This is a genomic window from Amycolatopsis sp. WAC 01376 (genome assembly GCF_003947415.1).
Classification (GTDB): domain Bacteria; phylum Actinomycetota; class Actinomycetes; order Mycobacteriales; family Pseudonocardiaceae; genus Amycolatopsis.
The window spans coordinates 1216124-1237150 of the sequence record NZ_QHKL01000003.1 but is presented as its reverse complement, the minus strand read 5'-3'; the positions used below and the strand labels follow the sequence as shown (position 1 = coordinate 1237150).

Here is a 21027-nt window from a genome sequence, read left to right as displayed (position 1 = left end):
GGAAGGAGTCGCCCGATGCCCCGCAAGCGCCCGGACGTGTTCCGCTGGCTGTGGTACTCACTCGGCGGCAGGCTGCCCGAGCGCTACCACGACTGGATCCTCCACGACGCCACCACCGGAAGCTGGCGCTGGCGGCACGTCGCCCGCAGCACGGTGATGATCGCCCCGCTCTGCGCGGTATGGCTCCTCCTGCCCGGCCCGCTCACCCTGCGGCTGGCGATCGTGCTGATGGCCGCGCTCGTGGCGTACTTCTACTCGATGGCGTACATGGAAGAGAGCATCGAGCACCGGCTCGCCAAGAACGGCTTCCCGCCGGGCATCGGCCGCCGGACCCGCGCCGAGGCCACCGCCATCGCGGAGGCCGACGTGACCGAGCGGTACCTCGCGCGGTACCGGGACCAGGCCGGATAAGCCTTCGCGGCCAGTCGCGTGCCATTGGGTGCCTCGAGAGCTCAGATGCCGGTGTCGCGAAAGCCACTTTCGCGACACCTCGGCAGCTGCCCGAGACCAGGCCGGACGAGACTTCACCTGGTCGCGACTAGAGTGCGCGGTGATGAGACGCAAGCTCCGCCCGCCGCTCCCGCCCCGTCACGGGCTCGACCCCGCGAGGCTCAAGATGCCCGCCGAGGGACCGTGGACGACGTTGCGCGAGCACCTCGTCGAGCGGCTCCCCCGGGTCGCGCCCGAGCGGATCGTGGAGATGCTCCGCGAGGAGCGCATCGTCGGGCTGGACGGGCCGCTCGGCGTCGATTCGCCGTTCGTGCCGGACTCGTTCATCTGGTTCCACCGGGACCTGCCCGACGAGGTCGAGGCCCCGTTCGAGATCTCCGTCGTGCACCGCGACGAGCATTTCCTGATCGCCGACAAACCGCATTTCCTCGCGACGATCCCGCGCGGGCGGCACATTCTGCAGACCGCGCTGGTCCGCCTCCGCCGCGAACTCGACCTCCCGGCGCTCAGCCCCGCGCACCGGCTCGACCGGGTCACCGCCGGGCTCATCCTGTTCGTGAGCACCCCCGAACTTCGCGGCAAATACCAGACCATGTTCCGGGACCGCTTGGTACACAAGGAATACGAGGCGATCGCGCGGTACGATCCGGACGTCGTGATGCCGCGCGAGATCAGCAGCCGCATCGTCAAGGAACGCGGGGTCATCGCCGCGCAAGAGGTCGGCGGGCCGCCCAACGCCGAAACCCGCGTCGAGCTGATCGAGCACCGCGACGGCCTCGGCCGCTACCGCCTGATCCCCGCGACCGGCCGCACGCATCAGCTCAGGTTGCACATGAGCGGCCTCGGATTGCCGATTCTCGGCGACGACTTCTACCCGGAGCTGACCGAAACCCCGCTCGACGACTTCACCGAGCCCTTGCAGCTACTGGCGAGGGTCCTCGAGTTCACCGATCCGGTCACCGGGGAACGCCGCCGGTTCGAAAGCAAGCGGACACTCGAAGCGTGGACGGATCTCGACTCGTGGCGCCAAGGTCCGGCACGAGTCGTGAGTGGCGATTCGGGTTAGAACCCAAGGTGTCTTAGGTACCCACGCGGTTCCGGCTGCGGTCGGTGCCAGGCCCCGGTCCGTGAAGGCCCCCTTCCCTCGGCTCAGCCGAGGAAACTCGACCTTCACACCTTGCCGAGGTACATGAAGGACCCCTTCCTGTACCTAGGCGCAAGGAAGGGGTCCTTCATGTACTCAGGCGGGCAAGCCCTCGTGAGTGGCGATTCGGGTTAGGGGCAAGGGTGTCTTAGATACCTATGTGGGTTCCGGCTGCGGTTGCTCTCAGGCTCGAGTCCGTGAAGGACTTCCAGTCAGACGCTTGCGTGAGTGGTCACGGTCCGTGGGGATGTCGTGAAGGGCCCCTTTGAGACGTTGAAGGTCTCAAAGGGGCCCTTCACGACATAAGAGCTCGACGCCGGACCGCCGGAAGCACTGAACGAGCCGCCCACTCATCCTCGCGTCTCGTGAGTGGCGAGGACTGTTAGAACCCGAATCGCCACTAACCACCCACGGGGGCCGGCGCCTCACTTACGCCAGAACTTGATCCCGCTCCAGGTCACTTTGACCGGTCCGGCGCCGCTGGCCGTCCGGTAGGCGCCGAACTTGTCGTAGTAGCTGCCGCTGCTGCTGCTCACGGTCTGCTTCAGCGAACCGTTGATGTACACCTTGTGCGTGCTCCCGACCTGGTGCACGGTGTTGACCCGCACGGACGTCCCGACGGTCGCGCCGCTCCCCAGGGTGTCCCCGCCGTGGACGGCGTAGAGCCGCCCGCCGCGTTCGACCGCGAGCATGAAGTACGGCCCGGCGGTCGGCGCGTCGCGGAAGGTCTGTTTCAGGCTGATCCGGCTGCCCGCCATGCTGGTGATCCGGAACGATCCTTCGAACTGCCTGGTGCCGCCGGTGTAGGTCACGTAGCGCCGCTCGGCCCGCTGGTCCCCGCTTCCGGTGGAGCAGGTCAGTTCGAAATTCAGCCCGTCGACGTTTCCGCACCCGCGTTCCTGGACGTTGAACGAGGGGTTCTCCGCCGTCCACGGTCCCGTTCCGACCTGGGCGTTCGCCGGCATCGCCGACGCCATCAGGCCGAGGACGGCCGCCGTGGCCGCCCCGGCGGTCCGAAGTCGTCTCCGCATCCTGCCTCCTGCGCACTCAGGGCGGCGGTGGTCCAGACCAGGACCAGGCTGCGACTGTACGAGCGCGAACCGTCATCGGACAAGACGTTGACGCTCCGGCGTCCCGCTGATTGGGTAACGAAGGTGATCCTTTCCATGACGGTCCTCGAAGGATTGGCGGCCGGGACGATCGACCTGGCGTTCCGGCGCTGGTCGAAGCAGAACGTCCGCCAGGGCGACATCATGCGACTGGAGGCCGGGGTGATCGAGGTCGGCTCCGTCGAGACCGTCGATCCGGCGACGATCACCGATGCCGACGCCCGCCGCTCCGGGGCCGACTCGGCGAACGCGGTCCGCAGCACCCTGCGCGGCCCCGCGGACGCCCCGGTGTACCGCATCCACCTGCGCTACCTCGGGCCCGATCCCCGCCGCGCGCTCAGCGCGGAGGCGGAACTGTCCGAAAAGGACTTCGAAGCCATCGGCAAACGGTTGTCCAAGATGGACAGACGCCGCCCGTGGACTCACGAAACCTTGCGGATCATCGCCAGGAATCCCGGCCGCCGGGCACAGGAACTCGCGGACCTCCTCGGCCGCGAGAAGGAAACGCTGAAGGTCGACATCCGCAAGCTCAAGAACCTCGGGCTGACGCTCAGCCTCGAAGTCGGCTATCGGATCTCTCCACGCGGCGCGGCCTACCTGCGCCTCAGCGAGGATCCCGGTAGAACGCACTGAGTTCCGGCACGAGCCGCTCCGGCTGGACACTGTGGAACTCGCCGTCCAGCTCCACTTGCCTCGCTCCCGGGGTCACCTTCGCGGTGACGAGTGCGGCGGCCTTGAGCCAATCCGTGCTGCCGGTGCTGTTCACCACGAGGACGGGCGTCGCGATCGTCGCCAGTTCGCCCGGCACCTTCGAGTCCCTCATCACGAAGGCGTCGTAAACGAGCGTGGGCGCGAAAGACCGGAGTTCGGCCCACACCGGCGTCGCCTTGGCTTCGGCGACAGCCTCCGCCGGAGAGCCGACCGCGGACATCATGAACAGGGCAACGGCGTCGTCCCAGCGGTCCGCCGCGACCAGGCGGCGCATCTCGTCGGCGTATCCCTCGGGGACTTCCTCGGTCTCGCCGCGATAAGGCGGCTCGAAGACCGACAGGCGCGCCATCGGCACCCCGGCCGCGGCGGCGAGGAGGGCCAGCGCGCCGCCGGAGGAGATGCCGTGCACGATCACCGGCTCACCGAGTGAAGCGACGACAGCGGCCAGGTCTTCGATCTCGCGCTCGACCTCGTACGGCGCGGTGTCGCCGCTGTCGCCCCGGCCCCGCCGGTCGTAGGTCACCACGGAGAACTCGGCCACCAGTTCGGCGACCAGCGGTTCGTCACCGTGCCGGTCGTTGCCCGCACCCGCGACGACCACCACCACCGGCCCCGCGCCGCGTCGCTCGAACACGATCGGCGTTCCGTCGGCGGACTTCGCTGTGTTGATCATGCGACCCATCGTGCCGGGCCTCGCCGCCGGACGCAGGTCATTTTTCCGACTCGAACATGCGTTCGACAAATGATCAGGACCGGGGTATGTTCGGTTGCCATGACCCCCGCCCTTCAAGCCTCGCTGTTCGACGAGTGCGCCGCGCTCGGGCTCGGCTCGCTCGACGGGATCCGGCGCACCGAACTGACCAGGGGCGCCTGGATCGACGTGCTGCCTGGCTGGCTCACCGGCGCGGACGAACTGTTCGCCCGGCTCGCCGAAGACGTGCCGTGGCAAGCCGAACGACGGCAGATGTACGACCGTGTCGTCGCCGTTCCCCGGCTGCTGAGCTACTACCGCGAGGGCATGCCGCTCCCCCACCCGATCCTCACGGAGGCGAGGGAGACGCTCTCGGCGCACTACGCCGACGAGCTCGGCGAGCCGTTCGTGACCTCCGGTCTGTGCTTCTACCGGGACGGGCGCGACAGCGTCGCCTGGCACGGCGACGACACCGGCCGCTCGCGCACCGAGGACACCATGGTCGCGATCGTCTCGGTCGGCGCCGCCCGGCAGCTCGCGCTGCGCCCGCGTGGCGGAGGCGAAACCGTCCGGCACGCCCTCGGCCACGGCGACCTGATCGTCATGGGCGGCAGCTGCCAGCGAACGTGGGAACACGCCGTCCCCAAGACCGCCAAACCGGTCGGCCCCAGGATCAGCATCCAGTTCCGTCCGAGAGGAGTCGCCTGAGAATCACTCCAGCAGCACGGGAAGCGCGTCGACGCCGTAGACGATCGAGACCTTCCGGAAGCCCACCGCCTCCGGCTCGACCGCCAGCCGCATCTCCGGGAACCGGCGCACCAGCGCGGGATACGCGGTGCGCAGTTCCATCCTGGCCAGTTCGGCACCGATGCACCGGTGGATTCCCCAGCCGAAGGCGAGATGCGACGTCGGCTCGCGGGTCGCGTCGAACTTCTCCATGTCCTCACCGAGGACGCCGTCACGGTTCGCGACGCTGAGGGAGACCAGCACGATGTCGCCCTTCGCGATCCGGACGCCGTCGACCTCCATGTCCTCCTTGGCGAAGCGCGGGAAGGCCATCTGCACGACCGTCAGGTACCGCAGCAGTTCCTCCACGAACTTGTGGACGGCGTCGTCGTCGCCGCGGACGGTCTCGAACAGCTCGCGGTCCTTGAGCAGTACGAGCGCGCCGAGCGCGAGCATGCTCGCCGTGGTCTCCAGGCCGCCGGTCAGCACGCCGTCGGCGAGGCCCGCCAGCTCGCGGTCGTCGATTTCGTCGCCGTGGTCCTTGATGAGCATGCCGAGCAGGCCGTCGCCCGGGTTCTCGCGCTGCTTCTTGACGATGTCGTCCAGATAGGACAGTGACTCGGTCATCGCGCCGAGCGACGCGCCCGCGCCGCCGAAGAGGTCGAACCGCGCGGTGCTCAGCCGCTGGAAGTCGTCGCGGTCCTCGTACGGGACGCCCAGCAGCTCGCAGATCGTCAGCGACGGGATCGGCAGCGCGAAGGCCTCCCACAGGTCGACGGGGCCGTCCGCCTTCGCCATCGCGTCGAGCTGGTCGGCGACGATCTGGTCGATCCGCGGCGTCAGCCGGGACAGCCGTCGCATGGTGAACTCCGGCGTGAGCAGCCGCCGCAGCCGGGTGTGCACCGGCGGATCGGCGAACCCGAGCCCACCGGGGTTCTGGTCCTCGGTCACGCCCGCGTTCCCGACCAGGTTGGTGAAGTCGTTGCTGAACTCGCTCACCTTGCCGAGCACGGCCTTGGCCTCGTCGTAACCGGTGACCAGCCAGCCGTTCATCCCGAACGGCAGGTCGAGCTTGCTGATCGGCTCCGTCGCGCGGATCCGGCCCAGCTCGGCCACCGGGTCGAGACCGTCGCGCTTGAGCGGCAGCAGCGCGTTGTCCGGGATGATGGACATCTTGGACAGGTCGAAACCGTTCTTCTGCTGACGCGCGAGGTAACGGCGGCCGATCCAAGCCAACACGCGCGAGCGAATGCTCCCCATACCCTGCACCCTACTCCTGCCGCTGAGCACCTGACCTGGCACAACAGGTCGCCTTCGCCCGGTGGGGCAGGATTTTCGACGGTTGTTCACCCGCCGTCCCACTCGATCAGTCACGTCCAGAAAGTCGGATTTCCGCCGCGGGAGGTTCCCGGCGACCGGGAGACCTCGGTCACCGTCGGTCACAACGGACCGGAGATAACGCCTGACATCGGGTGCGCGTCGTGAGATTGTCGGACCTTACTGGGAGGATTCGGACATGTCAGCCGTACTCATCGGACGCGACCATCCCGCGGGGGTTCTCCGCGCGGAGATCGCCCGTGCCGCCGAAAGCCACGGCGGGCTGGTGCTGGTCACCGGCGAGGCCGGGATCGGCAAGACCACGCTCGTCACCGGCGCCGCCGAGGAGGCGAAACACCTCGGCGCCCTGGTGCTCAACGGGTCTTGCTGGGACTCGGCCAGCGCGCCGGGCTATTGGCCGTGGACCCAGGTGATCCGCGGATTGCGGCGCGCGGTCGGGCAGGGGCGCTGGGCCGCGATGGCCGACAGTGAACTGGACGTCCTGCTCGGTGAAGCCCGCGGCGACGGCGCGGCGGACGGCTTCCGGCTGTACGACGCGGTGACGAGCGCGCTGGTGGCCGCCTCCCAGGATCAGCCGATCGTGGTGGTGCTCGACGATCTGCACTGGGCCGACGCCGCGTCGCTGCGGTTGCTCGAGTTCGCCGCGCAGCACACCTGGTTCGAACGGTTGCTGCTGATCGGCACATACCGGGACGTCGAGGTCGAGGCGACCGATCACCCGCTTCGCTCGCTTATGCTGCCGTTGCTCGCGAAGGCCACTTCGGTCACGCTCACCGGCCTCGAACCGGACGAGGTCGGCACGCTCATGGCCAGGACGGCGGGCACGGCGCCCGAAGACGCGTTGGTCGCCGAAGTCCACCGCCGCACCGGCGGCAACCCGTTCTTCGTCGAGCAGACGGCGCGGCTCTGGCACAGCGGCGGTTCCGCGGAGACCATCGCGCCCGGCGTGGCCGATGCCCTGCAGAGACGGCTTTCCCTGCTCCCCCAGCCTGTTCTCGATCTGCTGACCACCGCCTCCGTACTCGGCAGGGAATTCCACCGCAGGCTGCTCGCCGGCGTGGCCTCGGCGCCCGTGCCCCAGGTGGACCGGCTGCTCGACCAGGCCGTCGCGGCACGGCTGGTCGTGGTGCACGGGCAAGGCCGGTTCGCCTTCGCCCACGACCTCGTCCGCGAGACGCTGTACGCGGCCCTGTCCGAACAGGACCGCCGGAAACAGCACGCCGCGGTCGTCGCGGCGGCCCGTGAGACGCCGACGTCACGGGACCGGCTCTTCCCCGCGGACCTGGCCCGCCACGCGCTGCTCGCCGGACCCGAACTCGATCCGGGCGAGGCCATCGACCTGTTGCTGGCCGCCGCGATCGACGCCACCGGCCGGATGGCCGTCGAAGAGACGACCACGCACTACCGGCGGGCGATGGAGATCGCCGAGGACCGGCGGCGGCAGGCGAGCATCGCCCTCGAACTGGGCGCGCACCTGACGCGTCACCACGAGACGGACGAGGGCAGACAGGTACTCGACGAGGTTTCCGCGCTCATCCACGAACTCGACGACGACGATCTCCTCGCCAGGCTGGCGCTGACCCTGGTCCGCGCCGATCACAAAAGCCTTCGGGTCGACGAGACGGTCAAGGTGCTCACCGAAGCACACGCGCGGCTTTGCGGCCGCGAGCCAGGACAGGAACTCACCGTCGAGGAGATGACGCAGGAACTGTCCGCGCGCATCATGATGACCGCCCGCGACCATGAGGACGATTCCGCTCTGCTGTTCGGTCTGTGGGCCCGGCACGACGCGATCTGGGGGCCGGGCAGCGCCGCGGAACGGGAACGGCTCACCGACGAACTGGTCGTGGTCGGCCGTCGCACGGCGAACCCGGAATTGGAGCACTACGCGGCGTCGTTCAAGTGGGTGGCGCTGCTCGAACAGGGCGATCCCCGGTATTTCGAGCAATATCAGGAATTCGTCGCACTGGCGAGCACCGGCCGCGCGCCGAGTTCGCAGCTTGCCTCCCGGATCGACCAGAGCATCATCGCCACCCTCCAAGGCCGGTTCACCGAAGCCGAGGCGTACATCCAGCAGGTGCTCGCCGACCACGAGGGGGATGAGCATCCCCATTTCGGTGACCTGAACCAGTTGCAGCGGTGGGCCCGGTGGTGCCTGGAGGGCCGGTTCGACGATCTCGCCGGATTGCACCGTGAGATCGCCCGCGGCGGGTACTCGTACAGCCGTCTGCTGGAGGCGGTCACCGCGGCCCACCGTGAGGACGTCGGGGAGGCCGTGCGGCTCACCGATCTCGCGGGCGACGCGAAACCGTACCCTCGCGATCTGGAAGCGTTGTGGCTGCGCTGTCAGGCGCAGACGGCGGCGGTCTCGCGCGATCCCGAACGCTGTGAAGCCGCCCGCGCACTGCTCGCGCCCTACAGCGGGGAATGGCTGGTTTCCCTGTACGGCTGCGAGATCTCCGGCCCGGTCGACCTCTGGCTCGGCAGGCTCGATCTGGCGCAGGAACGCTGGAACGACGCGGTGGACCGGCTTCGTGGCGCCGCGCTCTCCGCGGACCGGCTGAGGGCCACGGTCTGGGCGACCGAGGCCAAGTCCTGGCTGGCGGCGGCTTTGCTCGGCCGGAATCTCGAAGGCGACGCGGCGGCCGCGGCGACCCTGCTGTCCGAAGTGGACAGAGAAGCCACCGCGTTCGGCATGCGGCAGATCCTGTCCAGGGTGGCGCGGACGCGGAACAGCGCGCAGGCGCCGCCCGCCCCCGCCGCCGAGTTCCGTCGCGACGAAGCCGTGTGGACCTTGCACTTCGACGGCGTCACTGCCCGCCTTCCGGACTCGAAAGGGTTGCGGGACCTGCATTTCCTGCTCGGCAGGCCGGGTTCGGAGGTGGCGGCCGTCCGGCTGCTCGATCCCGCGGGAGGCGAGGAGGTCGTCGCCGCGAAGAGCCTCGGCGGGGACGCCGTCCTCGACGACGAGGCGAAAGCCCGGTATCGCGCGCGGCTGGACGAACTCGACGAACTGATCGACACCGCGACCGAGCTCGGCCAGGACGCGCGCGCCGCGGCTCTGGACCGTGAACGGGACGCACTGCTCGCCGAACTGCGGTCCGCGGCCGGGCTCGGCGGCCGCACCAGGCGGCTCGGCGACGAGGCCGAACGCGCCCGCAAGACGGTGACCGCCCGCATCCGCGACACCCTGCGCAAACTCGACGAGCAGCATCCGGCGCTGGCCGCGCACCTGCGCGCGTCGGTCACCACCGGTTCTTCGTGCCGCTACGCACCCGAAGACAAGGTCCCCTGGCGGCTGTGAGCCGCCAGGGGACCTTGTCACCCCCAGTTCATTTCCGGTTGTAGAGCCGCATCGTCAACGTGCCGAAGATCGCGAGGATGACTCCGCCGGCGATCAGCACCCAGGTGATCTCGCCGCCGTCCCAGTTGCCGGACATCATCGAGCGGACCGCCGCGACCACGTGGGTCACCGGGTTGACGTCGACGAAGGCCTGCAACCAGGTCGGCATCGTCTTCGGGTCGACGTAGATGTTGCTGAGGAAGGTCAGCGGGAACAGCACCATCATGCTGACGCCCATCACCGACTTCTCGCTGCGCAGCAGCAGGCCGAACATCGTCCAGATCCACGAGAACGCGAACGAGAACGCCAGCAGCAGGAGGATCGCGGCGGCCACGCCACCGAATCCGCCGCCGGGCCGGAAGCCCATGATCAGGCCGACGCCGAGGATCACCACCGACGCGATGAGGTAGCGCAGCATGTCGCCGAGCAGGTAGCCGACCATCGCCGACGGCCGCCAGATCGGCAGCGTGCGGAACCGGTCGAACACGCCCTTCTCGATGTCGGTGTTCACCGAGATCCCGGTGTACATGGTGATCATCAGGATGCTGCTGGCCATGATGCCCGGCAGCACGAACTGCAGGTACTCCGTCGGCGAACCGGACAGCGCGCCGCCGAACAGGTAGGTGAACATCAGCGTCATCATGATCGGGAACGCCGTGACGTCGAACAGCTGCTCGGGCACGTGCTTGATCTTCAGCATCGCGCGCCACCCGAAGGTGACCGAGGTCGACAGCGCGCTGGGGCGCGGTGGCCGCGTCTTCGCGATCAGGACGGCGGCGAGGTCTTCGGGCTTCGGCGCCGCGAGGACGGGTTCGTTTTCTTTGACTGCCGTGGTACTCAAGCTGCACTCTCCTCAGGCGTGGCGGTGCGGTCGGTCAGGGCCAGGAAGACCTCGTCGAGGCTCGGCTGGCCGAGGGAGAAGGTGTCGACGATGATTCCCGCGCGGGCGAGTTCGCCCAGCGCGTGCGAGGCGTGTTCGGCGGCGCCCTGTTCGGTGCTCTCGCCCGAAAGCCGCGCGGTCAGCGCGACCGGGTCCGATTCGAGCACCACCTGCGCCTGCAAGGTGCGGACGAGCAGCGCCTCGGCTTCGGAACGCTGATCGGCCTCCCGCAGCCGGACGTGGACCGCGCCCGCGCCGACCGAGGCCTTCAGCTGCCCCTTGGTGCCTTCGGCGATCACCTTGCCGTGGTCGATCACCGCGATCCGGGAGGCCAGCTGATCGGCCTCGTCGAGGTACTGCGTGGTCAGCAGGACGGTGGTGCCGTGCTCCACGATCGCTCGCACGATGTCCCAGACCTGGTTGCGGCTGCGGGGATCGAGACCGGTGGTCGGCTCGTCGAGGAAGAGCACGTCCGGGGTGTTGAGGATGCTCGCGGCGATGTCGATCCGCCGCCGCATCCCGCCGGAGTAGTTCTTCACCTGCCGCCCCGCGGCCTCGGACAATCCGAACGCCGCCAGCAGTTCGGCCGCCCGCGCGCGGGCGGCCGGTTTGCGGTGCCCGGTCAGCCTGCCGATCAGCACCAGGTTCTCGGTCCCGGTCAGGTCCTCGTCGACCGAGGCGTACTGCCCGGTCAGGCTCACCATGGACCGGACCGCGTCGGCCTCGCGGACGACGTCCTTGCCGAAGATGCGCGCTTCACCGCCGTTGGGGCGGAGCAGGGTCGCGAGCATCTTCACCGCGGTGGTCTTGCCGGCGCCGTTCGGTCCGAGGACGCCGTACACGGTGCCCGCGGGGACCTTCAGGTCGATCCCGTCGACCGCCCGGTTCTCCCCGAACACCTTGACCAGCCCCGAGGCTTCGATGGCCAGTTCACTCATTTTCGTTTTCCTTTCAGAAGCTTTCAGCAGACGTAAGGACGGTTGGCGCGTGCTTCGCGCAGGGCGAGGCCCCACCAGACGAGTTCGTCGAGCAAGGTGGTCACGGCCTGGCCCTGCCCGTCGGTGTCGAAGGGGGTGCCGTCGCGGGCGAAGGTGCCGTCGAGGAGGTTGAAGGCCACGCTGTCGCGCATGGTCACCGTGTGCAGTTCGGTGAAGATCGTGCGCAGCTGCTCGACGGCGTAGAGACCCTGCGAACGGTAGCCGTAGGAGACGAACCCGACCGGCTTCGCACGCCACTCGTCGTAGGCGCAGTCGATCGCCTGCTTGAGCGACGCGGGGAAGCTGCGGTTGTACTCGGGGGTGACGACGACGAACGCCTCGGCCTCGTCGACCAGCCTCGCGAATCGCTTCATGTCGGCGGACGGCGGTTCCGGCAGCCCGGCGGGCAGGTCGAATTCGACGAGGTCGAGCACTTCGGTGACGAGGTCGTCCCGGTGTTCCGCGCGGCCGGTGAACCACTTGCCGACGGCGTCCCCCACCCGCCCTTCGCGGACGCTGCCGATGATCACCGCGACCCGCAGCGGACTGTCGTCCATGGCCGACCTCCTCTCGCCTCACCCCTTAGGCGCGAGAAAGCCGCCGGGCCTTCGCTAGATCGGATCTAGCGAAGGCCCGGCGGCTTCGGTCGGTGATCGCGCTAGGCGTCCAGCGCGATCGCGATCGCGCCCAGCAGGGACGCGTCCTGGTCGAACTTCGCCGCCACCAGTTCCGGCGGGAACGGCACGGCCTGGGCCAGCCGGTCTCGCAGCGCGGGCAGCAGGACGTCGGCCGAGCGCACCAGTCCCCCACCGACGGCGATGCGCCGCGGGTCGAGCGCGATGGCGAGGTTCGCGACGTGCATCGACAGTTCGTCGAGCGCCGCTCCGACCAATTCCTTGGCCTGTGCGTTTTCCCTGGCGAGGCCGAACAATTCACCCGCGGTTACCGGGCGGCCGAGCAGCACACTCGCCCGGCCGCCCAGCCCACGCCCACCGACGGCCTCTTCCAGCGGCGCCGCTCCGCCGGAGAACCCGTCGGTGTCCTGTGGCGAGCGGAGGTTGTACCCGATCTCGCCCGCAGCTCCGTTGGCGCCGGCCAGCAGCCGTCCGCCGACCAGGATCGCCGCGGCGATCCCGGTCCCCAAGGAGAGGAAGACCGCCGGATCGGTGTCCGCCAGCGCCCCCCACCGCCATTCCGCGAGCGCCGCCGCCTTGGCGTCGGTGCCCACCTCGATCGGCACGCCTTCGAACTCCGCGGCGACGAGTTCGCGCAGCCGCAGTTCCTCCCAGCCCGGCACGTTGGGGGCCAGCAGGATGCGGTCCTCCAGCACGATGCCGGGGCTGACGACGCCGATCGCGACAAGGGCGTCCGCGGCGCCTTCGTCGGCGAGCAGTTTCCGTGCCGCGGCGAGCGCACGGCTGACCACCTGCCCGGCGCCCGCCTGCGCGTCGGTGTCGAGCCGCCGGGTGACCAGCAGGGTCCCGGCTCTGTCGGCCAGCCCGATCGCGACCTTCGTCCCGCCGAAGTCGATCCCCAGGATCAGTTCGTCCCCCGTCACCGCACGTTCCCCTCTGCTGCCGCCCCCGCGAACGATTCCTGGATTCCCTTGGGCCCGAACGGCCACACGCGCTCCGCCTTCGCGTAGGCGAGGAACGCCGCCACGCCGAGCGCGATCCAGCCCACCGAAAGCCCGATCGAAAGCCAGGTGGCGGAGAAGTAGATGTAGACCCAGCCGAGCAGCGCGATGACCGTCGGGATCGGGTAGAGCCATTGGCGGTACGGCCGCTCCAGTTCCGGCCGCCGTCGCCGCAGCACGACGATCGCCGCGACCTGCGCGAGCGACTGGATGAGCACCAGCACCGTCACCGCCGCGTTGATCACCGCGGTCAGCGTGAACAGCGAGCCGATCGCGGCGATGACGCCCATCGTGAGCACACCGGCCGTCGGCAGGTTCAGTTTCGGGTGCAGTCGGGCGAACACCGGCAGGAACACCTTATCGCGCGCGGCCTCGAACGGGACCCGCGAGCCGCCGAGCAGACCGGCGAACACCGAGCCGATCGCGGCGATCACGATGAACACGGTGATGACCTTCGCCGCGCCCGTGCCCCAAGCCTGTTCCAGCACGGTGGAGGCGACCGAAGTGGCGTTCTTCAATTCCTCCAGCGGGACCGAGCCGAGCACGCCGAGCTGCAGCAGGAAGTACAGGCTCATGATGCCGAGGATCGAGAGGATGATCGATCGCGGCAGCGTCCGGCCGGGGTCACGCACCTCGCCGCCGAGGTAGGCGCTGGTGTTGTAGCCGAGGTAGTCGTAGATGGCGATGATCAGGCCGGCGCCGAGCCCCGCCCAGAACGCGCCGCCGTCGAAGGAGAACGCGCCCGGCGTGAACGCGAACGCTTGCGCGCCGTCGAAATGCGTGAAGGCGGCGACGATCACCGAGAGCGCGGCGAACAGCATGATCGCGAACAGGACGGTGGTCAGCTTCCCGATCTCGCCGATCCTGCGGAACAGCGCCAGCACGATCAGGACGATGACGCCGAGGCCGATGACCTTGCCGAGCCCGGTGGTCCCGCCGTCGTCGGCCACCCCCGGGATCAGGTACCCGAGATACTGGACGAGCCCGATGATGCCGGTGGACATGATCAGCGGGATGAACAGCACCGCGCTCCACGCGAACAGGAACGGCATGAGCCTGCCGGTCCGGGAGCCGAACGCCTCGCGCAGGTACACGTAAGTACCGCCGGCGCCGGGGAGGGCGGCGCCGAGTTCGGCCCAGATCAGGCCGTCGGCCAGCGCGATGACCGCGCCGATGAGCCAGCCGAACATGGCCTGCGGGCCGCCGAGGGTCACCACCATCGCGGGGATGGTGACGAACGGGCCGATGCCGCACATCTGGGTCATGTTGATGGCGGTCGCCTGGAGCGGCCCGATCTTCCGCTCGAGCCCCGGCAGCGGGGATGAACTCAAAACGCGCCTCCCTCTTAGTTAGTAAAGTTTCTTAACATAAAACACGGCGTGTCGGAAGGCCAGGCGATGAAGTTGTCGCGTGCCGGTCCACCCCGGACTGCCCGAAAGGGCGAAAGCGGCGAAATACGCCCGAATGGCCCAAGCCGGGACGTATCAGGAGGCCGTCGTTCTGCGTCCTTACTCAGAAGGACGTCTTCCCAGGGACGGTGAGGTCCATGAAACGGCTGTTCGGCACGGCTATCGCGATCGCCGCTCTCGGGTTCACGGCGGCCTGCGGCGGGGCCTCGGCTCCCCGCGACACCGCTCCGGCGGATCTGACCACCGGCAGCGAGGTGACGACGGAGACCGCCCCGACGGCGTCCTCCGAGGCGGCCCCGACCGGGCCGGGACCCCGGCGTACCGAGGAACCCCGCCCGCCCGTGGTTCCCGGAAGCCCCATCAAGTACAACAGCGACCTGCTCGGCACCGATCCCACCACCGCCAAGAACGCGATCGAGCAGAACCTCGCGGACCTCTGCAAGAGTCCCCGGCGGTGCGGTGTCTCGGTGGTGATCCCGAACCCGGACGCGGGTGACTGCATCCTCAGTATCGGGCCGAATCCGGTTCTCCCCGGCAAAACTGTCAAGATCGTGGCCAGGTCGTGTACGAGCGAGACGACGGAGGAAAGCTCCGCTCCCTCGAAGCCGGAAAGCACCGCACCGAGCGAAACCACGGGCGGATGAGCGTCCGGCGCTCAGTCCGCCGGGGCCTCCGCAGACCCGAGCCCGCCGTCGGCGAGCCGGCGGCCGACCCGTCGCGCGCGCTCAGGCTGATCGGCACCGCGCTGGCCAACACCACCCTGCTCACCGCGTTGCTCTACTACTTCGGGCTCGTCTACACGCAGACGTACTTCATCTACTTCCGCGTGCACTACACGCTGCTAGGCCAGACACCGGACGAGATCTTCGGGCGAGGTGTCGACGGCATGCTCCTGCCGCTGACCGGCACGGCGGGCGCGGTGCTGCTCTTCCTGATCCTGACCCGGTTCCTGAAGCTGCGGCTCGGCGAGAATGTCTGGAACCGCCTGCTGCGGATCTGCGCCCCGGTCGCCGGCGTGCTCGGCCTAGCGCTCCTCGTCTCGTCGACGGCGATCGCCCTCGACCCGGAACCCTTTCGCGACCATCCCGGCGCTCCCGGGGTCGGCTTCGCGATCGGTGTCCTGATGGTGCTCTTCGCCTGGCGTCACTGGACCTCGCACAGAACGGCGAGCGGCCGTTCGAACGTCGCGGAATTGGTGACCGGCTACGTTCTGGTGAGCATCGGCCTCTTCTGGTCCGTCGGCGACTACTCGGGAGCCGTCGGCACCAGCCGCGCCTTCGAGGCCTCCGGGGTGATCCCGACGCGACCGGCCGCGACCTTGTACAGCGCGGAAAGCCTCAACCTCACCGCGAACGGTGTCACGCAGGTGAAATGCGCCGACGCCGAATCGGCGTACAAGTACCGGTACACCGGGCTGAAGCTGCTGCTCCAGTCCGGCGGCCAGTACGTCTTCCTCCCGGGGAACTGGCGGGCCTCGACCGGCGTCGCGTTCGTGATCCCGAAGACCGACAAGCTGCGCCTCGAATTCGGCCCGCCCCGATCGGTCCCGCCGCCCGCCTGCTGACGCGTGTCAAGCCAGACGGCGCTCCAGCCACTCGGTGACCGTGTCGTCGACCAGTTTCGCGATCGGCAACTGCGGCGCGGGTTCGATGCCCGGCTCTTCGGCCAGCGGATGCGCGAGACCGGGCAGCCTGGCCAGGCGGACGTCGTCCGGACGGGCGTACCGCTCACGCAACGCGGCGACCAGGTCGTCGGCATCGGTGCGCAGGGACGGATAGTCGCCCTCGCCGCTGACGAGCAGCAACGGAACCTGCTCGTCTCGCGCCGAGATTTCACCCGATCGTGCGACGAAGTCGAGCTGATCCGCCGCTCGTTCTGCTTCGTCGCTCCACGGATATGCCTGTTCCAGCATGTCTTCGACCAGGCCGATCACCGAACGCGCCCGCACGGCGGGGTTGATCAGGACCGCCGCGCGGACCGGAATCTCCCGCGTGGCCAGGATCGTCAGTGCCACCGCACCGCCGAGCGAACCGCCGACGACGGCCATCCTGGACGAGTCGAAACCGAAGCGTTCACGCAGTTCGGCCAGCGCGGCGGGGAACTCCAGCGCGGCCTGCGCGACGACCGGGTCGACGTAGGCGAGCATCGCGTCACGCCGGGCCCGCTCGAGCAAGGCGTCCATCGAGCCGTCGACCATTCTCGCGCCGCACAACGGCATTCCGAGGTACACCCGCCACGCAGGCACCCCCGCCAGCGGCAACGCGGCCGCGAACGCGGCGTCGGAACGGGGCGCGTCGATCATGTGCCAAGCGACGACCACCGGCGCGGGACCGCTGACCTCGGCCGATGGCGGCAAAACTGTGAACGGTACTCCCGCGGCCGTGCCCGTGACCGGTTCTCCCACCGCTGTCCTTCCTCGCGTGCTGTCGATCTCCACGATATCCAGGACGCGCGGGAAGCGGACCTCGTTCCGCCACAAGCGAAACAGTATGCCCGCGACGTCACCCCGACGCGCCGCGGAGGTGGTTGCGGGTGACCGGCGGCGGCCGAATATTGTTGCGGCCCGGCCCTTTGGAGGTGACCCGCCCGTGCCCGATGTCGACTACTACGAGGTGCTCGGCGTGGGCAAGGCCGCCTCGGTCAACGAGATCAAGACCGCGTACCGGCGGCTGGCGAAGTCACATCACCCGGACACCGGGGGTTCCGCGCTCACGTTCCAGCTGGTCCGCGAGGCCTACGACACGCTCAGCGATCCGATGCGGCGCGCGGGCTACGACGCGGGCGGGCGCTCCGTGCGCGTCCCGATCCGGCCGCGGCCGCGGCGTCGCTTCGGCGAAGAACCGGGCTACGAGCCCGAGCCGGTCGTGATCGATCCGGAAGACCTCGAATGGTGGGAATTCGCCGCACAGGACGGCCGCGTGCGCCACGGACGGCGGCGCGGCCCCGGGCACACCCCGGTCGTCGCGGCGGTCGGCGGGATGGTGCTGGTGCTGCTCCCGGTGCTGACCGGCGTCGGATTCACGGCCCCCACGCTCATCGTCTGGCTGATCCTGACCGCCGGGACCGCACTGCTGGTGCAACGGCTCGCGCGCGGCTATCTCGCCGCTTCCCGCGCCAAGAACCGGTTCGCCGCCGAATTCGGCGGGAAACGCGTCTTCGGCACCCCCGGCACCGAGACCGACGAGCTCGCCGAACGCCTCACCGCCGATCTGCTGGAGCGCTACCTGACCCGGCTGCCCGGCGCGCGGATCTTCCACGGCCTCTCGTGGCCGGACTCGGTGTTCGCCGACGTCGACCACGCGGTGCTGTGCGGAAAGCGGCTCGTGCTCGTCGAATCGAAACTGTGGCTGCCGGGACACTACGAAACCGATGACGACGATCGCCTGCTGCGCAACGGCCGCGCCTTCCGCGGCGGCGGGAGCAGACTGACCGAAAGCCTCGCCGAATACCGGCGGATCCTGCCGGGCGTCGCGTTGCGCGGCGCGATGATCGTGTACCCGAGCCGGACCGGCGAGATCACCACGGATCGCGAGGACCCCTCCCCCGCGCCGCCGATGACACCCGAGCAGTTCCTGCACGAGATCGGCGGCTGGCTGGCGGCGGAGCCGTCCACTGTGGACACAGCGACGATGCGCCTGGTGCGGGACCGGGTCGTCGGCACCGTTTAGGGAGCGGGCCCGCGAAAGCCTCCTTACCTACCCTGAGGGTAGTGAAGGAGCCCCTCGCTACCCCCGATGTGGTTTCGCGAGTGGCAAGGAGGCTTAGAGCCAAGGTTGCCTTAGGTGCCTACGGCGGGTGAGCCGGTATCGCGAGTCCGTGAAGGACTCCACTCAGGCGCTCACGCGAGTGGTCGCGGTCCGTGGGGATGTCGTGAAGGGCCCCTTTGAGACGATGAACGTCTCAAAGGGGCCCTTCACGACATAAGAGCTCGGCGCCGGGCCAGCGGAATCGCTGAAGGAGCCGCCCGCTCATCCTCACGAGTCTTTCGGTTAGCCGCGCTCCTTCTTGGCCCGCGCGGAACGGGTGCAGACCTCACCGACGTCGACCGTCTGGCCGCGGTCGATGTAGACGTCCGCCAATCCGACGAGCTTGCCCTTCGGCGACGTACAGGTCAGCTGGTACGCCTCCTTGGGGCCGTAGGTCGGCGGGATCGGCGACTGGAACGACACACCGCCGGACCAGTCGTCCACAGTGGACGGATTCGCCTGCGCGTAGTTGACCAGCACGGCCGTGTAGTCCCCGGCGGGCGGGTCGTACAGGATCGCGTGCTCTTCCGTGGTCGAACCGTTCGCCGACGACGACACCATGTTGCCCGCGGCGTCGAAGACGTACAGGTCCCAGTCGGTGTCCTGGCTGGCCCACTTGACGTCGACACTGAACTTCCCGTTGTCGACCTTGGGGAGCCCGTCCACGTGGAACGTGAAGCTCTCCGAAGCCGGGTCGGCCGGGTAGTTCGTGTTGATCGCCGGGACCCCGGCCGGGTTGACGGCCTGGATCGCGGGCTGCGCCGGACCCTGCGGCTCGCGGCCGTAGCGGCCCGCGACGTAGGGCCGGGTCGACGGGTTGACCGACCACGCGAACCGGCCACCGGTCGAGGCCAGCGACGAGTTCAGGTTGTCGGTCACGTAGATCGGCGGCTTCGTCGAGCCGTCCGGCTGCACCACCGGCGAGGTCGGCGTCTGGAAGGTCTTGTGCAGCTTCAGCTGGTAGCCCTTCGGCGCGGTACCGATCAGCGTCGAATGCGCCGCCGGGTCCGCGGTGTTGGCCAGCATGTCGACGAACGCCGCACGGTTGCCGCCCTTGCCCGCGCCCGCGGCGGGGGCGACACCGGTGTACTCGGCGACGACACCGTCGGCGAACGGCGGGTGGAACTCGTTGGGCCCGACCTCGAACGTGAAGCCCCAGCCACCGGTGGCCCAGTACGACCAGTCCTCGGTCGAACCGGTCGTGTCGTAGAGCGCCCACGACGGCTGGCTGGTGTATCCGTTGCGCGAGGCCATCTTGTCACCGAGCGCCTTGTACGCCGGCTCGTCGAGCGGCGGGCGGACGGCGGCGACACCCGGGACACGCAGCACCAGGTTGGAGTAGGTGTGCAGCGTGATCAGGTTGGTCACCTGGCGGTTCGACACGATCGAGCGGATGTTCTGCGTCTCCGGCTCGGAGAACGGGCCCGCACCGCGGAAGGTGTCGCTGCGCCACAGGGTCGACGCGCCGGCGCCGCCCCAGAAGCCCGCGTAGTTGCGGTTCGGGTCGGTGCCGCGTTCACGGCCGGCGGGGTTGGCCTTGCAGACGCCGGTCGCGAACTCCTTTGGCGAGTCGTTGACGTTGCAGTTCTTGCGCTTCATCTCGTAGTCGAACCGCGAGAAGTCGCCCTTGGGCTCGGCCTCACGGGAGATTTCGAAGCCGTCGGGGTTGACGATCGGCACGATGATGTTGCGGGTCCGGCCGACCAGGCCGCGGAGTTCGGCGTTGGTGCCGGTGTAGCCCTTGACCAGTTCGTGGGCCCATTCCATGGCGTGTTCGCCGGCGGGCCACTCCCGGGCGTGGTGCACGCCCATGGTGAAGTTGACGGGTTTGCCGTCGGCGATGTTCTTGACGTCGGTCGCGATCTCGAGGGCGATGACGTCGCGGCCTTCCCAGGTCGGCTGCGGCAGCGTGAACGCCGTGACGAGCTTGGGGTTCTTGCGGGCCAGTTCCTTGACCTCGAACTGGTAGTCGTAGAGGTGCCGGTAGCTCGTGCGCCCGGACGGCAACGCCGAGGCCTGCGTCTTGGCGTCGTACTCACTGTCGGCCTTGGCGTTCCGGATCGACTTGCCGGAAAGATCAGGCTCGATCACCTTCGACTTGAAGCCGTTGTCGGCCAGCGTCTTGCGGTCGGCGTCGTTGGCGAGGACGACCTCGACGCCGGTGGCGTCGGCCTTCTCGGTGACGTCCAGCCCGAGCCGGAGGAGCTTGTCCTTGTCCTGCTTGGCGGGCGTCTCGACCCGGACCAGTTCGGCACGCTGCGGCGCGGCCGGGGCCCCGGTCGGCGTGAGGGCGAGGAAGTCGACGCCCAGCAGCGCGTCGCGGGTCTGCCCGGCGTACCGGCAGGTCTGCACGACCAGCTTCTGGTCCTTCTTCACGAAACCTTCGGCGAGCTCGTGGCTGCGCAACGCGGCCGACGCGGCGACCACGGCGCCGGTGGCCTTGTCGAAGACCGCGAGGTCCCAGTCGCCCTCACCGCCGCCACGAGGCGCGATCCGCGCCTGCAGCAGACCGTCTACTGTGGACGTGAACTCGCGCCGATCGGTGCCGGAGGTACCCGGCTTCTGCAGCGCGGCGAAACAGGAACGCGGCACGGCCTGATTGGTCCGCACCACGTTGTCCGCGGCCCCTGCCGTCGTGGCCGACGGAAGTGCCACGAAGGTGCCGGCGAGCACCAGGGTCGCCGCCGTCCATCCCGCTCTTCGCCGGTTTGGTGAATACCCCACAGACTGACCTCCTTGGACAGTCCGGTGACCGGGTGAGGTCACCGGTAGCGAGACCCTAGACCCGGGACCCCGTCCGAGGGACCCGCCACAAGTCGTCTGCACCCCTTTCGGCCCAACGATCTCACCGACCGTGCCGGAACGAT

The 21027-nt window shown here is 68.9% G+C and carries 18 protein-coding genes; 8 read left to right on the top strand and 10 right to left on the bottom strand.

The features are described from left to right. Positions 1 to 15 precede the first annotated feature (15 nt). Together DMH03_RS22585 and DMH03_RS22580 are read left to right on the top strand one after the other, a co-directional pair. Positions 16 to 411, top strand: coding sequence for a DUF5313 domain-containing protein (locus DMH03_RS22585; protein ID WP_125783940.1), 396 nt, complete (start codon positions 16 to 18; stop codon positions 409 to 411). A 142-nt stretch (positions 412 to 553) separates the two neighbouring features. Beyond that, the gene (locus tag DMH03_RS22580; RefSeq protein WP_125793916.1) at positions 554 to 1516 is read left to right on the top strand and encodes a pseudouridine synthase; all 963 of its coding nucleotides are present in this window, start codon (positions 554 to 556) and stop codon (positions 1514 to 1516) included. Positions 1517 to 2019: 503 nt separating this feature from the next. Here the strand turns inward: DMH03_RS22580 and DMH03_RS22575 are convergent. After that, the gene (locus DMH03_RS22575; protein WP_125793915.1) at positions 2020 to 2625 is read right to left on the bottom strand and encodes a hypothetical protein; all 606 of its coding nucleotides are present in this window, start codon (positions 2623 to 2625) and stop codon (positions 2020 to 2022) included. A 135-nt stretch (positions 2626 to 2760) separates the two neighbouring features. Between DMH03_RS22575 and DMH03_RS22570 the strand changes: the two genes are divergently transcribed. After that, positions 2761 to 3336, top strand: coding sequence for a hypothetical protein (locus DMH03_RS22570; RefSeq protein WP_125793914.1), 576 nt, complete (start codon positions 2761 to 2763; stop codon positions 3334 to 3336). Here DMH03_RS22570 and DMH03_RS22565 read toward each other — a convergent pair. Beyond that, positions 3308 to 4087, bottom strand: coding sequence for an alpha/beta fold hydrolase (locus DMH03_RS22565; protein WP_233611586.1), 780 nt, complete (start codon positions 4085 to 4087; stop codon positions 3308 to 3310). The genes DMH03_RS22570 and DMH03_RS22565 overlap by 29 nt on opposite strands. Positions 4088 to 4186: 99 nt before the next feature. Here DMH03_RS22565 and DMH03_RS22560 point away from each other — a divergent pair, with 99 nt between their 5' ends. Continuing rightward, on the top strand, positions 4187 to 4813 hold the full coding sequence (locus DMH03_RS22560; protein ID WP_125793912.1) for an alpha-ketoglutarate-dependent dioxygenase AlkB: 627 nt from the start codon (positions 4187 to 4189) through the stop codon (positions 4811 to 4813). A 3-nt stretch (positions 4814 to 4816) separates the two neighbouring features. Here DMH03_RS22560 and DMH03_RS22555 read toward each other — a convergent pair whose 3' ends face one another. After that, positions 4817 to 6091 carry a cytochrome P450 gene (locus DMH03_RS22555; RefSeq protein WP_199748969.1) on the bottom strand — a complete coding sequence of 425 codons (1275 nt, stop codon included), beginning with the start codon at positions 6089 to 6091 and terminating at the stop codon, positions 4817 to 4819. Between the two features lie 256 nt (positions 6092 to 6347). Between DMH03_RS22555 and DMH03_RS22550 the strand changes: the two genes are divergently transcribed. Beyond that, positions 6348 to 9473: an AAA family ATPase gene (locus DMH03_RS22550; protein WP_125793911.1), complete on the top strand. Its 3126-nt coding sequence runs from the start codon at positions 6348 to 6350 to the stop codon at positions 9471 to 9473. A 28-nt stretch (positions 9474 to 9501) separates the two neighbouring features. On the opposite strand, the gene DMH03_RS22545 is transcribed toward DMH03_RS22550, so the two are convergent. The 5 genes from DMH03_RS22545 to DMH03_RS22525 all read right to left on the bottom strand — a co-directional run bounded on the left by DMH03_RS22545 (position 9502) and on the right by DMH03_RS22525 (position 14336). Beyond that, positions 9502 to 10353 carry an ABC transporter permease gene (locus DMH03_RS22545; protein WP_125793910.1) on the bottom strand — a complete coding sequence of 284 codons (852 nt, stop codon included), beginning with the start codon at positions 10351 to 10353 and terminating at the stop codon, positions 9502 to 9504. Continuing rightward, positions 10350 to 11330: an ATP-binding cassette domain-containing protein gene (locus DMH03_RS22540; protein ID WP_125793909.1), complete on the bottom strand. Its 981-nt coding sequence runs from the start codon at positions 11328 to 11330 to the stop codon at positions 10350 to 10352. Before DMH03_RS22540 ends, DMH03_RS22545 begins: the two co-directional genes overlap by 4 nt. 23 nt (positions 11331 to 11353) lie before the next feature. After that, positions 11354 to 11926 carry an NADPH-dependent FMN reductase gene (locus tag DMH03_RS22535; protein ID WP_125793908.1) on the bottom strand — a complete coding sequence of 191 codons (573 nt, stop codon included), beginning with the start codon at positions 11924 to 11926 and terminating at the stop codon, positions 11354 to 11356. Positions 11927 to 12027: 101 nt separating this feature from the next. Next, positions 12028 to 12927, bottom strand: coding sequence for an ROK family protein (locus tag DMH03_RS22530; protein ID WP_125793907.1), 900 nt, complete (start codon positions 12925 to 12927; stop codon positions 12028 to 12030). After that, positions 12924 to 14336, bottom strand: a complete 1413-nt coding sequence (locus tag DMH03_RS22525) for an APC family permease (RefSeq protein WP_125793906.1) — start codon at positions 14334 to 14336, stop codon at positions 12924 to 12926. Before DMH03_RS22525 ends, DMH03_RS22530 begins: the two co-directional genes overlap by 4 nt. Before the next feature lie 215 nt (positions 14337 to 14551). On the opposite strand from DMH03_RS22525, the gene DMH03_RS22520 reads away from it, so the two are divergent. Both DMH03_RS22520 and DMH03_RS22515 read left to right on the top strand, forming a co-directional pair. Beyond that, positions 14552 to 15058, top strand: coding sequence for a hypothetical protein (locus DMH03_RS22520; protein WP_125793905.1), 507 nt, complete (start codon positions 14552 to 14554; stop codon positions 15056 to 15058). Then, complete coding sequence (locus DMH03_RS22515) at positions 15055 to 15978, top strand: hypothetical protein (protein WP_125793904.1); 924 nt, start codon at positions 15055 to 15057, stop codon at positions 15976 to 15978. The genes DMH03_RS22520 and DMH03_RS22515 overlap by 4 nt, the downstream gene beginning before the upstream one ends. Before the next feature lie 6 nt (positions 15979 to 15984). Here the strand turns inward: DMH03_RS22515 and DMH03_RS22510 are convergent, their stop codons facing one another. Continuing rightward, positions 15985 to 16893: a S9 family peptidase gene (locus tag DMH03_RS22510; protein WP_125793903.1), complete on the bottom strand. Its 909-nt coding sequence runs from the start codon at positions 16891 to 16893 to the stop codon at positions 15985 to 15987. A 109-nt stretch (positions 16894 to 17002) separates the two neighbouring features. On the opposite strand from DMH03_RS22510, the gene DMH03_RS22505 reads away from it, so the two are divergent. Further along, positions 17003 to 18082, top strand: coding sequence for a DnaJ domain-containing protein (locus DMH03_RS22505; protein ID WP_125793902.1), 1080 nt, complete (start codon positions 17003 to 17005; stop codon positions 18080 to 18082). Between the two features lie 321 nt (positions 18083 to 18403). Here DMH03_RS22505 and DMH03_RS22500 read toward each other — a convergent pair whose 3' ends face one another. Then, complete coding sequence (locus DMH03_RS22500; RefSeq protein ID WP_233611585.1) at positions 18404 to 20884, bottom strand: M14 family zinc carboxypeptidase; 2481 nt, start codon at positions 20882 to 20884, stop codon at positions 18404 to 18406. Positions 20885 to 21027: the final 143 nt, after the last annotated feature.